The sequence below is a fragment of the Pseudonocardia yuanmonensis genome, assembly GCF_039542425.1.
Lineage (GTDB): Bacteria > Actinomycetota > Actinomycetes > Mycobacteriales > Pseudonocardiaceae > Pseudonocardia > Pseudonocardia yuanmonensis.
Genome location: NZ_BAABIC010000006.1, coordinates 89,507 through 102,304, shown reverse-complemented (window position 1 = coordinate 102,304; position 12,798 = coordinate 89,507). Strand labels below are relative to the sequence as shown.

Genomic DNA, 12,798 nt, shown 5'->3' with positions numbered 1-12,798 from the left:
GGCGCAGCAGGATGGCGCGGTGCTGCTCGGCCCGTCGGACCCCGTGCCCGTGCGGCCCCGCCGCATCCTCGTCACCGGATGCTCCGGCTCCGGCAAGTCGACCCTGGGCCGTGCGCTCGAGGCGCGGCTGGGCCTGCCGTACACCGAACTCGACGGCCTGTACCACGGGCCGGACTGGGTGCCGCGGCCCGAGTTCGCCGCAGACGTCGCCGCGCTGGCCGCGGGCGAGGAGTGGATCACCGAGTACGGCTACTCGCTCGCCCGGCCGCTCGTGCTGCCGCGGGCGGAGCTGCTGGTGTGGCTCGACCTGCCACGCGCGGCGGTGATGCGGCAGATCGTGCCGCGGACCGTCGCGCGGCGGGTGCGCCGGCAGGTGCTGTGGAACGGCAACGTCGAGCCGTCCTTCCGGACCTTCCTCACCGACCCGGACCACATCGTCCGCTGGGCGTGGCGGACCCACGCCGAGGCCGCCGTCCGAGTGGCGCAGGCGCAGGAGCGCCGGCCCGAGCTGCCGGTCGTGCGGCTGCGGTCGCGCCGCGAGGTGGCGTACTGGCTCGCCGGCCCCGTCGCCGCCCTCACCACGGACGACCCCCGCACCGCCGGGAGCACCGGCACCCCCTGACCCCGAGCCGGGCGTCCCCGCCGCGCGAGTCGCGCTGTGGGCTTCGGCGAGTCGCGCTGTGGGCTTCGGCGAGTCGCGCCCGGGTCAGGGCACCAGGACCCCGCGGCCGTGCATCCGGCCGTGCTCCAGGTCCGCGAAGGCGTCGGCGAAGGCGTCCAGCGGGTACCGGCGGGCCCGCACCGTGACCCCGCCCGCCGCCGCGAGCGCGACGAGCTCGCGCAGGTCGTCGAACGTCCCGACGGCGTTGCCCACCACGCTGATCTCGGGCAGGACCAGGGCGAACGTCGGCACCCGCAGCTCGCCGCCGTAGCCGACGACGAAGTAGGTGCCGCGCGGCCGCACCATCGACAGCGCGGTGCCGACGGCCTCGCCCTCGCCCACGAAGTCGATCACGGCCTGGGCGCCCGACCCGTCCGTCAGGTCGCGGACCGCATCGACCTCGCGGCCGTCGACCGGGAGGACGTGGTGCGCCCCGGACTCGGTGGCGAGGGCGCGGGCGTCGGGATCGGGGTCGACCGCCACGACCGTGGCGGCCGTCAGGGCCCGCAGGCACTGGATGCCGATGTGACCGAGCCCGCCGACGCCGACCACCGCGACCGTGGTGCCCGGCCCCAGCAGGGGCACGGCCTTGCGCGTGACGTGCATGGCGGTGAGACCGGCGTCGGCGTGCGGGGCGAGGTCGACGGGATCCAGACCCTCCGGCAGCGGGAGCACGCCGCGATCGGTGGTGAGCAGCAGGTCCGCGAACCCGCCCGCTCGCGTGAGGCCGGTGAAGGACAGGCCCCGGGCGCAACGCATGTCGTCGCCGATGCGGCAGGCCCCGCAGGTGCCGCAGCTCTGCTGCGGGTGGCAGATCACGGTGTCGCCCGGCGCGACCGCCTGCACCTCCGGCCCGACCGCCTCGACCACGCCGGTGTTCTCGTGGCCCAGCGTGAGCGGCAGCTCCGTCGGCACGGCCGGGGCGAACCAGCCGTCCCGGATGTGCAGGTCGGTCCGGCAGAGGCCGGCGCCGGCGATCCGGACCAGGACGTCGTGGGCGCCGGCGACCTCCGGCTCCGGCACCTGGTCGAGCTGGGGTGGCTTGTCGTAGGAGTGCAGCCGCACGGCCCGCATCGGGACCTCCCTGACGTCGGAGTGCGTCGAGGGTCACACCGCGTGTCGGGGTGCGGTAGTACGCAATTCGACGTACTCCGGGCTCTCAGACCTGCGCGGCCGGGGCGACGAGATCGGCCAGATCGGCCGGCACGGTGAGGATGGCGGCGCCGCGGCGGAGCACGCCGTCGGACAGGGGTTCGCAGCGCACCCCGCCGTGCCCACGGAGCGCCTTGAAGGCGCCGGGTGCCAGCACGACGTCCATCCACCGGCACGGGTGCGCCGCACGGTGCGCACGGAAGCGGACGGGACCGTCGCCGGAGTCGAGCGTGAACTCGGCGCCGGACCCGGCCAGGGCGTCGACCGCGGCGCCGCGCAGGACCACCGTCCGCCGGGCCAGCACGGGGTCGAACGGCGGGGCCCCGAGCTCGGCCGCGACGGCGTCGAGCGCCTCCCCCGACAGCAGGGTGACCGACGCCCGACGGTGCGCCGCATGCTGGAAGTACCGGTCGCCGACCACGCCGAGCCCTGCCCGCACCTCGACGCGGTCCTTCCGCGGGTCCTCGGGATCGGCGCGCGGCCCGTCGGCCGGGCGGCCCTCGTACGCGTGCACCGGCGAGGCGACCAGCTCGACGATCTCGACGGGGATCCGCCCGGGCGCGTCCGCCGTCGTCTCCTCCACCCCACGGTGATGCCCACCCGCCGGGCCCGTGATGCCACCATGGCGCCATGACCCGCGGCACGTCCCGGCCCCCGGTCGCGTACGTCCGGCGCGCCCGTGACCTGATCGACCGCGACTACGCCGAGCCGCTGGACCTGGACGCCATGGCCGCGGCGGCGGGGTTCTCGCGCTTCCACTTCGCCCGCGCCTTCCGCGCCGCCTACGGGGAGACGCCCGCGGCCTACCTGACCCGGCGGCGGGTCGAACGGGCCAAGGACCTGCTGCGCTCGGCGAACCTCACGGTCACCGAGATCTGCCACCTCGTCGGGTTCACCAGCCTCGGCTCCTTCAGCAGCCGCTTCACCGAGCTCGTCGGACTGAGCCCCAGCGCGTACCGCGAGGAGCACGTGCGCCGCGGTGGACCGCCCCCGATCCCCGGGTGTTTCCTCATGAGCTGGGCCCGCCCGCCGACGCCGTCCGCGCCGGACACCGCAAGCACGGAGAAGCCCACGGACGGCGCCCGGTCCTACGGTTCCCCCGAACCACTCGCCGAGGAGGGAACACCGTGATCGACCGCATGTCGCACACCACCGTCTGGGTCCTCGACCAGGACTCGGCCAGGACCTTCTACACCGAGAAGCTGGGCTTCGAGGTGCGCACGGACGTCGTGATGGGCCCGGAGTCCGAGGGCGGCATCCGCTGGCTGACGGTCGGCCCGCCGGACCGTCCCGAGCAGGAGCTGATCCTCGCCGACCCCGCCATGGGGCACGACCCGTCGACGGCCGGCCAGATCCGCGAGCTCGTCGCGAAGGGGGCGCTCGGCACGGGCGTGATGGCGACCGACGACTGCCACGCCACCCACGCCGAGCTGGTCGCCCGCGGCGTCGAGTTCCTGCAGCCGCCGGCCGATCGGCCGTACGGGATCGAGGCGGTCTTCGTCGACGACTCGGGCAACTGGTTCAGCCTCTGTCAGCGGCGTTCGGACTGACCCGGCCCCAGGAGCACCACGGCTGTCCCATCGGGGGTGGACGGCCGTGGTGCTCGTCTCGTGCGCGGGCGGCGCGCCACCGACCGGGGCCGGGGCCCGCGCCGGTAGCGTGCGGCGCGAGCCGGTGAGGGGAGCGCGTGTGCGGGTGCTCGGAGTCGACCCGGGGCTGACCCGGTGCGGCCTCGGCGTGGTCGACGGCGACGGCGGGCGTCAGGTGGCGTGCGTGGACGTCGGCGTGGTGCGCAGCGACGTCGACCTGCCGGTGGACCGGCGGCTCCTCGTGGTCGCGGACGAGGTGGAGCGCTGGATCGCGCGGCACCGGCCGGACGTGGTGGCGGTCGAGCGGGTGTTCAGCCAGCACAACGTCCGCACCGTCATGGGGACCGCGCAGGCCAGCGGCGTGGTCGCGCTCGTCGCCGCGCGGGCCGGGCTGCCGGTCGCCTTCCACACCCCGAGCGAGGTCAAGGCCGCCGTGACGGGCGCCGGCCGCGCGGACAAGGCGCAGGTCACCACGATGGTGACCCGCGTGCTCGGGCTGGCCGAGGCACCGCGTCCCGCCGATGCCGCGGACGCGCTCGCCCTCGCCATCTGCCACTGCTGGCGTGCCCCGATGATGACGCGGATGGCGGAGGCGGAACGGCGGGCCGCCGAGATCGCCAAGGCGCACAAGGCCCGCCTCGCCGCCGCCCAGAAGGAGCGGCAGAAGCGGGAGCGCCTCGCCGAGGTCACCCGCCGCCGCTGACCCGCGGGTCGGCTGTCCCGGGTGACTGAATGGGCGATCCCGGGAGACGACGGACAGGTGCGACTCGAGACCCCGAGACCGCCGACTCGCGGAAGCTCAGAGCGCGACTCGCGGAAGCTCAGGGCCCGACTCGCGGAAGCGGCTCCTGCGGACACGCCGAGGGGCGGGGGAGCGGACGGGGGTGTCGGTGGGCCCCGGTAGCCTCCGTCCTCGAACGACTGTTCGTAGGAGCGGGGGAATGCCGTGATCGCGTCCGTGCGCGGGCCCGTGCTGGAGATCGGGCTGGACCACGCCGTGGTCGAGGTCGGCGGCGTCGGGTTGGCGGTGTTCTGCACCCCGGCCACGCTCGCGGGGCTGCGGCGCGGCACCGAGACCCGGCTGGCCACCACGCTGATCGTGCGCGAGGAGTCGCTGACCCTGTTCGGCTTCGCCGACGCGGACGAGCGCGAGCTGTTCCTCCTGCTCCAGACGGTCAGCGGGATCGGCCCGCGGCTCGCCCTCGCCACCATCGCCGTCCTCGAGCCGGACGTGCTGCGCCGCGCCCTGCACGACGGGGACCTGGCCACCCTGACCCGGATCCCGGGCGTCGGCAGGAAGAGCGCCGAGCGACTCGTGGTGGAGCTGCGGGACAAGGTCGTCGTGTCGCCGGCCGCCGCGGCGACCGCGAACCCGGCCGCGCCGGCGGCCGCGGGCAACGGTGCCTCGCCCGTACGGGAGCAGGTCGTCGAGGCCCTGGTCGGCCTCGGGTTCACGCTCAAGCCCGCCGAGCAGGCCGTCGACGCCGTGCTGGCGGGCAAGCCCGAGGCCGAGCCCTCGCAGCTGCTCCGCGCGGCCCTCGCGAGTCTCGGCCGGAGCCGGTGAGCGAGCCGGTGGGCGCCGAGGAGGAGTTCCGCGGGATCGCCGCCGAGGCGGTTCCCGAGGACCTCGACGTCGAGAACTCCCTGCGCCCCCGCCGGCTGAGCGAGTTCATCGGCCAGGCCCGGGTGCGCGAGCAGCTGGAGCTGGTGCTGGAGGGCGCGCGCCGGCGCGGCGACCCGCCCGACCACATCCTGCTCTCCGGCCCGCCCGGGCTGGGCAAGACGAGCCTGTCGATGATCGTCGCGGCCGAGCTGGGCGCCGCGATCCGGCTGACGAGCGGCCCCGCGCTGGAGCGCGCCGGGGACCTCGCGGCGATGCTGTCGAACCTCGTCCCCGGGGACGTGCTGTTCATCGACGAGATCCACCGGATCGCCCGCCCCGCCGAGGAGATGCTCTACCTCGCGATGGAGGACTTCCGGGTGGACGTCGTGGTCGGCAAGGGACCCGGCGCCACGTCCATCCCGCTCGACATCGCCCCGTTCACGCTGGTCGGGGCCACGACCCGGGCCGGCGCGCTCACCGGCCCGCTGCGGGACCGCTTCGGCTTCACGGCGCACATGGAGTTCTACGAGCCCGAGGAGCTCGAGCTGGTGGTGCGCCGCGCCGCCCAGATCCTCGACGTGGACCTCCGGCCGGACGGGGCCGCCGAGATCGCCCGCCGCTCGCGCGGCACACCCCGCATCGCGAACCGGCTGCTGCGCCGCGTCCGGGACTTCGCCGAGGTCCGCGCCGACGGCGCCGTGACCCGGACCGTGGCGCGGGACGCGCTCGCGGTCTACGACGTCGACGAGCTCGGCCTGGACCGCCTCGACCGGGCCGTGCTGGGGGCACTCGTACGGACGTTCGGGGGAGGCCCGGTCGGTGTGTCCACGCTGGCTGTGGCGGTGGGCGAGGAACCCGGTACCGTCGAGGAGGTCTGCGAGCCCTACCTGGTGCGGGCCGGGATGCTGGCCCGGACGCCGCGCGGCCGTGTCGCCACGCCCGCGGCCTGGAGCCATCTCGGCCTGCGGCATCCGGCGGAGTCCGGCGGCGAGGGGCCGCCGGCACTGTTCTGAACGCGATCTCGATCGGGGGCGGAGCGGTACCGGGGGCGCATCCGGCCGGGCCCCGCACGAAACCGCACGTCACGGGCCCGTCACGACGCCGGGTCGACCGACCGGGTGTCGGACCCGACTGGCAGACTCGGCCGTCCGACCTGCCCGAGAAACGGAGAAACACGACATCATGGACCTGAGCCTGCTGTTCCCGATCCTCATCCTGCTGCTCTTCATCCCGATCTTCCTGTCGGGTCGCAAGCAGAAGCGCCAGATGGCGGAGACCCAGGCGATGCAGAACGCGCTCACCGAGGGCGACGTCGTGACCACCACCTCGGGGCTGCGCGGCACGGTCGTCGACGCCTCCTACGAGGACACGATCGACCTCGAGATCGCCGACGGCGTCGTCACCACCTGGCTGCGCGCCGCGGTCCGGGACAAGGTCGCGCAGGACGACCACGCCGACCACACCGCCGGCGCCGACGAGGCTCCGGCCGCGACCGGCACCACCGGCACCGCGACCACCGGCGAGCTCCCGGCGACCGGCGCCACCAGGGCGAACGGGACGCCGAGCGCCAACGGGACGGTCTCGGACACCCCCGCGGACTCCACCGCCGAGGAGAAGAAGTAACCGGACCGCCCGCGGCGGGGCCGCCGTCGGCCCGCTGCGCCGGATGGTGCAGCATCGTGCGGGAACACCGGCCGCGGTCACGCCGCGGACGGGACTGGACAGGCCGTCCGCCGACGCGTGACCGGGCCGTGACGCCGGGAGAGAAGAGAGAGTGGCAACGACCCCGGGGCGGATCCGCCCCTGGCGGTACCTCGCGGGGTTCGCGGGCATCGTCGTGGTGCTGTACGCACTGGTCGCCTTCACCGGCGACCGGTCCTTCGCCCCGAAGCTGGGCATCGACCTGCAGGGCGGCACCCGGGTCACCCTGACCGCGCGCACGGAGTCGGGCCAGGTCCCGCCGCGCGACCAGCTGGTCCAGGCGCAGTCGATCATCGAGCAGCGCGTCAACGGGCTGGGCGTGAGCGGCGCCGAGGTGGTGCTCGACGGGAACAACATCACCATCACGGTGCCGGGCGAGCAGGGCGAGCAGGCGCGCTCGCTCGGCCAGACCGCGCAGCTGCGCATCCGCCCGGTCGTCGGCCAGCCGATCGCCGCCACCCCGGCCGCTCCGCCCGCCGGGCAGGACACCGGCGGCGCCACCGCCCCGCCCGCCGGGCAGGACACCGGCGGCGCCACCCCGCCGGCCGAGAGCACCGCCCCGGCCCCGTCCGGCGGCGGCGCGCAGCCGCAGGGGATGGGGAGCGCCCCCGTCGTCGACGGCGCGGTGGCCCCGGTCGCCTACTCGACCTCCCTCGCACCGGCCCAGCAGCCGCCGCCCGGCGGCGACCAGGACCCGGAGAAGGCCGCCGCGATCGCCGAGGCCAAGGCCACCCGGCAGAGCACCGACCCGGCGGTCCAGCAGCAGGCGCTCCTCGCGCTCGACTGCGCCGCCCCGGACCCCCTGCGCGGGTACGACGACTCGTCGCTGCCCCTGGTGACCTGTGACCAGGACCGGACCGCGAAGTACATCCTCGGGCCCACCGTCGTCGAGGGCACCCAGATCGCGTCGGCGCAGGCCTCGCAGAACCAGCAGGGCGTCGGGTACGTCGTCGACCTCAGCTTCAAGGCGGACGGTTCGAGGGCGTGGGGGGACTACACCGCCGCGCACATCGGCGAGCAGGCCGCCTTCGTGCTCGACGGCGAGGTCGTCTCGGCCCCGACGATCCAGGGCGCGCTGTACGGGAACACCCAGGTCAGCGGCAACTTCAACCAGCAGCAGGCCCAGGACCTCGCGGGGATCCTGCGGTACGGCTCGCTGCCGCTGTCCTTCGAGGCGTCGGACGCGCAGACGGTGTCCGCCACGCTCGGGCTCGCCTCGCTGGAGGCCGGCCTGATCGCGGGCGCGATCGGCCTGGCGCTGGTCTTCGTCTACTGCCTCTTCTACTACCGGGTCCTCGGCGTGCTCACGATCCTGTCCCTGGTGCTGTCCGGTCTCGTGGTCTACGCGGTGCTGGTGCTGCTCGGGCGGTGGATCGGGTTCACCCTCGACCTCGCGGGCGTCGCCGGGTTCATCGTGGCCATCGGCATCACGGCGGACTCGTTCGTGATCTTCTTCGAGCGGCTGAAGGACGAGGTCCGCGAGGGCCGGTCCTTCCGCTCGGCCGTCCCGCGGGCCTGGGTGCGGGCCCGGCGCACGATCCTCACCGCCGACGCGGTGAGCTTCCTCGCGGCCGCGGTGCTCTACGTCCTCGCCGTCGGCCAGGTGAAGGGCTTCGCGTTCACCCTCGGCATGTCGACCGTCCTCGACCTGGTCGTGGTCTTCCTGGTCACGCACCCGCTGGTGGCGCTGGCGTCGAACTCCAAGATCTTCGGCAGCCCGGCGCTGTCCGGGCTGGGGGCCGTGGCGAAGATCGGCGCGCAACGACGGCGGCAACCGCGGGAGACCGCCGGCAGCGGGTCCGGCACGAGCAGGGGGGCCTGAGGCATGGGCGACACGGTGAACGGGACCTCCGCACCGAAGCGGGGCGTGTTCAGCCGGCTCTACACCGGCACGGGCGCGTTCGACGTCGTCGGCAGGCGCAAGATCTGGTACGCCGGCTTCGGCGTGCTGCTCCTGGTGTGCGTGCTGTCGATCCTGATCCGCGGGTTCAACCTCGGCATCGACTTCACCGGCGGCTCGCAGTTCCAGATGCCCGCCGCGGGCGCGAACGGCACCATCACCACCCAGCAGGTCGAGGACGTCTTCCGCTCCTCGGTCGGCGAGGAGCCGGCGTCGACGCAGTCGGCGGGTGCCGGCGGCTCGGCCACGATCCTCGTGCGCTCGGAGCCGCTGAACCCGGCGCAGATCGCCGCGTTCAAGGACGCGGTGTTCCAGCAGCTCCAGCCGCTCGACGCGAACGGGCAGCCGTCCGAGCAGGTGATCAGCGACAGCGCGGTGAGCGGTACCTGGGGCGGGGAGATCACCCGTCAGGCGCTGATCGCGCTCGCCGTGTTCCTGGTGCTGGTGACGCTCTTCCTGGCCTTCTACTTCGAGCGGGCCATGGCGATCGCGGCGCTCGTGGCGCTGGTGCACGACGTCGTGGTCACCGCGGGCATCTACTCGCTGATCGGCTTCGAGGTCTCGCCGGCCACGGTCATCGGCCTGCTGACGATCCTCGGCTTCTCGCTCTACGACACGGTCGTGGTGTTCGACAAGGTCAAGGAGAACGCCCGCGGGCTGCTCAACCTGAGCCGCCGGACCTACCCCGAGGTCGCGAACCTCGCCGTCAACCAGACGCTGATGCGCTCGATCAACACCTCGCTGATCGCCGTGCTACCGGTCATCGGGCTGATGGTGATCGGCGTCTGGCTGCTCGGCGTCGGAACGCTCGCCGACCTGGCGCTGGTCCAGCTCGTCGGCATCATCGCCGGCTCGCTGTCCTCGCTGCTGCTGGCCACGCCGATCCTGGTCGACCTCAAGATGCGCGACCCGCGGTTCCGCAAGCAGGCCGAGCGGGTCGCCGCCCGCCGGGCCCGCGCCGCCGCGTCGCACTCCGGTCAGGTCGCCGAGGAGGACCTCGACACCGCGGACGACGAGGCGCTCGCCCGCGAGCTGCGCCGCGAGCGCGCGCTCGCCGCTGCGGCCAGCGCACCCGACCGGGTGCGGCCGGGCCGCCCGCAGGGCAAGGCGGGGCAGAACAGGAGCGCCGCGGGGCGCCCGAGCGGGAAGCGGCGCCGGTGAGCGCGGCGTCGGAGGGGCCCGCGGGCTCCGAGCCGCTCGAGGTCGACGAGTCGGTCCTGCAGCTCGAGAAGGTCCGCGAGCTGATCCGCGCGGTGCCGGACTATCCGGAACCGGGTGTGCTGTTCCGCGACCTCACGCCGGCGCTGGCCGACGCCGAGGCCTTCGCCATCCTCACCACGGAGCTCGCGGCCTCCGCGGGTGCGGCCGACCTGATCGCCGGTGTCGAGGCCCGCGGGTTCCTCATCGGTGCCGCGGTCGCCCTGGTGGCGGGAACCGGCGTCGTACCGGTGCGCAAGGCCGGCAAGCTCCCCGCCGTCGCCGGCTCGCGGACCTACGCACTCGAGTACGGCACGGCCACGCTGGAGCTGCCCGCGGGCACCGTCGAGCCCGGGACCAGGGTGTTCGTGGTCGACGACGTGCTGGCCACGGGGGGCACCGCGGCCGCGGCCTGCGGGTTGCTCGCGGACGTCGGGGCCGAGATCACCGGCTTCGGCACCGTCGTCGAGCTGGCGGCGCTGCGGGGCCGGGAGAAGCTGACCGGCATCGACGTCCACGCACTGCTGACCTACTAGAGGTGGACATCCCGGAGACCTACCGGAGGGTTATCCTTCGATAGGTGGTGACAGGAGCGGAGCAGGCCCGGTGACGGACGTCCAGCAGAACGCGCCCGCACCCGCGGAGGCGCCCGCCGGCCCCGCGGGGACCACCGTCCAGAATCCGGCCCAGGACCCGGCCCGCCCCTCGGCCACGCGCCGGGTCCGGGCCCGGATCGCCCGGCGGATGACCCCGCAGCGGGTGGCCATCGTCAAGCCCGTCCTGGAGCCGCTCGCGAGCGTGCACCGGGCGCTGCATCCGAAGGCCGACCTGGTGCTGCTGCAGCGCGCGTACGACGTCGCGGAGCAGAAGCACGCCGGGCAGAAGCGCAAGTCCGGGGACCCGTACATCACGCACCCGCTGGCCGTGGCCACGATCCTCGCCGAGCTCGGCATGGACACCACCACACTGGTGGCGGCGCTGCTGCACGACACCGTCGAGGACACCGACTACTCGCTCGAGCGGCTCAGCACGGACTTCGGCGAGGAGGTCGCGCACCTCGTCGACGGCGTCACCAAGCTGGACAAGGTCGAGTTCGGCACGGCCGCGGAGGCCGAGACCATCCGCAAGATGGTCGTCGCCATGGCGCGCGACCCCCGCGTGCTGGTCATCAAGCTGTCGGACCGGCTGCACAACATGCGTACGATGCGCTTCCTGCCGCCGGAGAAGCAGGCGAAGAAGGCACGGGAGACCCTCGAGGTCATGGCGCCGCTGGCGCACCGCCTGGGCATGGCGACGATCAAGTGGGAGCTGGAGGACCTGTCCTTCGCGATCCTGCATCCGAAGAAGTACGAGGAGATCGTCCGGCTCGTCGCCACCCGCGCCCCGTCCCGGGACACCTACCTCAAGCAGGTCATCGACGAGGTGTCGCGGCAGCTGGAGGCCGCGCGGGTCAACGGCACGGTCGAGGGCAGGCCGAAGCACTACTACTCGATCTACCGCAAGATGATCGTCAAGGGCCGCGAGTTCGACGACATCCACGACCTGGTCGGCGTGCGCGTGCTGGTCGACGAGGTGCGGGACTGCTACGCGGCGATGGGTATGGTCCACGCGCTGTGGCAGCCGATGCCCGGCCGCTTCAAGGACTACATCGCGCAGCCCCGGTTCGGCGTGTACCAGTCGTTGCACACCACCGTGATCGGGCCGGACGGCAAGCCGCTCGAGGTGCAGATCCGCACCCACGAGATGCACCGCACGGCGGAGTACGGCATCGCGGCGCACTGGCGCTACAAGGAGACCCGGGGGCACAACACCGGCTCCACCGTCGAGATCGACGAGATGTCCTGGATGCGGCAACTGCTCGACTGGCAGCGCGAGGCCGCGGACCCCGGGGACTTCCTGGAGTCGCTGCGCTACGACCTCGCCGCCAAGGAGCTGTTCGTCTTCACGCCGAAGGGCGACGTCGTCACGCTGCCGGTCGGGTCCACGCCCGTCGACTTCGCCTACGCCGTGCACACCGAGGTCGGCAACCGCTGCATCGGCTCGCGGGTCAACGGCCGGCTGGTGGCGCTGGAGCGCACGCTGGAGTCCGGCGACGTCGTCGAGATCTTCACGTCCAAGGCCGAGGGCGCCGGGCCGAGCCGGGACTGGCTGGGCTTCGTCAAGTCGCCGCGGGCCAAGAACAAGATCAAGCAGTGGTTCGCCAAGGAGCGCCGCGAGGAGGCCATCGAGGAGGGCAAGGAGGCGATCACGCGGGAGGCCCGGCGCACGGGCATGCCGCTGCAGCGCCTCGTGTCCGCGGACGCGATGGCCGCGCTGTCCCGGGAGATGCACTACTCCGAGATCTCCGCGCTGTACGCGGCGATCGGGGAGGGGCAGGCCAGCGCCCGGCACGTCGTGCAGCGGCTGGTCGCGCTGCTCGGCGGGATGGAGGACGCCGAGGAGGAGCTCGCCGAGCGGGCCACCCCGTCGACGGTGCGGGTGCGGCGGCCCTCGGGCGACGCCGGTGTGGTGCTGACCGGCGAGAACGGCGTCGAGATGGGGGACGTCTACTGCAAGCTCGCCCGCTGCTGCACGCCCGTTCCGGGGGACGAGATCCTCGGGTTCGTGACTCGCGGCGGCGCCGTCTCGGTGCACCGCACGGACTGCACCAACGCCGCGGACCTCAAGGCCCGCAGCGAGCGGCTGGTCGACGTCGCGTGGTCGGTGTCGCCGGCGTCGGTGTTCCTGGTGGCGATCCAGGTCGAGGCGCTGGACCGGCACCGCCTGCTGTCGGACGTGACGAAGGTGTTGGCGGACGAGAAGGTCAACATCCTCTCCGCGTCGGTGACCACCTCGCGGGACCGGGTGGCCGTCTCGCGCTTCTCCTTCGAGATGGGCGACCCCAAGCACCTGGGACACGTGCTGCACGCCGTCCGCAACGTCGAGGGCGTCTACGACGTCTACCGCGTCACCAGCGCGAGCTGACCACACGCAACGAGGGCCCCGCCAGAGATCC

Annotated in this window: 13 protein-coding genes; 11 read left to right on the top strand and 2 right to left on the bottom strand. The window is 73.7% G+C overall.

What is annotated here, in order from left to right:
• Positions 1 to 19 precede the first annotated feature (19 nt).
• Positions 20 to 622, top strand: a complete 603-nt coding sequence (locus ABD990_RS10680) for a P-loop NTPase family protein (RefSeq protein WP_345380153.1) — start codon at positions 20 to 22, stop codon at positions 620 to 622.
• Positions 623 to 706: 84 nt separating this feature from the next.
• On the opposite strand, the gene ABD990_RS10675 is transcribed toward ABD990_RS10680, so the two are convergent.
• Both ABD990_RS10675 and ABD990_RS10670 read right to left on the bottom strand, forming a co-directional pair.
• Complete coding sequence (locus tag ABD990_RS10675; protein WP_345380152.1) at positions 707 to 1,735, bottom strand: NAD(P)-dependent alcohol dehydrogenase; 1,029 nt, start codon at positions 1,733 to 1,735, stop codon at positions 707 to 709.
• An 85-nt stretch (positions 1,736 to 1,820) separates the two neighbouring features.
• Entirely contained in the window at positions 1,821 to 2,396 is a 576-nt protein-coding gene (locus ABD990_RS10670) for a molybdenum cofactor biosysynthesis protein (protein ID WP_345380150.1), read from the bottom strand.
• Positions 2,397 to 2,443: 47 nt separating this feature from the next.
• Here ABD990_RS10670 and ABD990_RS10665 point away from each other — a divergent pair, with 47 nt between their 5' ends.
• From ABD990_RS10665 to ABD990_RS10620, 10 genes are all read left to right on the top strand, one after another.
• A complete protein-coding gene (locus ABD990_RS10665) occupies positions 2,444 to 2,944 on the top strand; it encodes a helix-turn-helix transcriptional regulator (RefSeq protein ID WP_345380149.1) in 501 nt (166 codons plus the stop codon).
• Positions 2,941 to 3,363 carry a VOC family protein gene (locus tag ABD990_RS10660; RefSeq protein ID WP_345380148.1) on the top strand — a complete coding sequence of 141 codons (423 nt, stop codon included), beginning with the start codon at positions 2,941 to 2,943 and terminating at the stop codon, positions 3,361 to 3,363. Before ABD990_RS10665 ends, ABD990_RS10660 begins: the two co-directional genes overlap by 4 nt.
• Before the next feature lie 139 nt (positions 3,364 to 3,502).
• The gene (gene ruvC / locus ABD990_RS10655; RefSeq protein WP_345380147.1) at positions 3,503 to 4,105 is read left to right on the top strand and encodes a crossover junction endodeoxyribonuclease RuvC; all 603 of its coding nucleotides are present in this window, start codon (positions 3,503 to 3,505) and stop codon (positions 4,103 to 4,105) included.
• A 243-nt stretch (positions 4,106 to 4,348) separates the two neighbouring features.
• Entirely contained in the window at positions 4,349 to 4,966 is a 618-nt protein-coding gene (gene ruvA, locus ABD990_RS10650; protein ID WP_345380146.1) for a Holliday junction branch migration protein RuvA, read from the top strand.
• A 35-nt stretch (positions 4,967 to 5,001) separates the two neighbouring features.
• Positions 5,002 to 6,018: a Holliday junction branch migration DNA helicase RuvB gene (gene ruvB / locus ABD990_RS10645; RefSeq protein ID WP_345380481.1), complete on the top strand. Its 1,017-nt coding sequence runs from the start codon at positions 5,002 to 5,004 to the stop codon at positions 6,016 to 6,018.
• 169 nt (positions 6,019 to 6,187) lie between these two features.
• The gene (gene yajC, locus ABD990_RS10640) at positions 6,188 to 6,628 is read left to right on the top strand and encodes a preprotein translocase subunit YajC (protein ID WP_345380144.1); all 441 of its coding nucleotides are present in this window, start codon (positions 6,188 to 6,190) and stop codon (positions 6,626 to 6,628) included.
• A gap of 151 nt (positions 6,629 to 6,779) precedes the next feature.
• Positions 6,780 to 8,528, top strand: coding sequence for a protein translocase subunit SecD (gene secD / locus ABD990_RS10635; RefSeq protein WP_345380142.1), 1,749 nt, complete (start codon positions 6,780 to 6,782; stop codon positions 8,526 to 8,528).
• 3 nt (positions 8,529 to 8,531) lie between these two features.
• Positions 8,532 to 9,767 (top strand): protein translocase subunit SecF, encoded by a 1,236-nt coding sequence (secF, locus tag ABD990_RS10630; protein WP_345380140.1) that lies wholly within the window; start codon positions 8,532 to 8,534, stop codon positions 9,765 to 9,767.
• Positions 9,768 to 9,823: 56 nt separating this feature from the next.
• The gene (locus ABD990_RS10625; protein ID WP_345380480.1) at positions 9,824 to 10,339 is read left to right on the top strand and encodes an adenine phosphoribosyltransferase; all 516 of its coding nucleotides are present in this window, start codon (positions 9,824 to 9,826) and stop codon (positions 10,337 to 10,339) included.
• Positions 10,340 to 10,409: 70 nt separating this feature from the next.
• A complete protein-coding gene (locus tag ABD990_RS10620) occupies positions 10,410 to 12,767 on the top strand; it encodes a RelA/SpoT family protein (RefSeq protein ID WP_345380139.1) in 2,358 nt (785 codons plus the stop codon).
• The last annotated feature ends 31 nt before the right edge of the window (positions 12,768 to 12,798 follow it).

Coding starts and splice junctions, on each gene's coding strand:
- ABD990_RS10665 (WP_345380149.1), top strand. CDS start 2,444: ATGACCCGCGGCACGTCCCGGCCCCCGGTCGCGTACGTCCGGCGCGCC.
- ABD990_RS10675 (WP_345380152.1), bottom strand. CDS start 1,735: ATGCGGGCCGTGCGGCTGCACTCCTACGACAAGCCACCCCAGCTCGAC.
- secF (WP_345380140.1), top strand. CDS start 8,532: ATGGGCGACACGGTGAACGGGACCTCCGCACCGAAGCGGGGCGTGTTC.
- yajC (WP_345380144.1), top strand. CDS start 6,188: ATGGACCTGAGCCTGCTGTTCCCGATCCTCATCCTGCTGCTCTTCATC.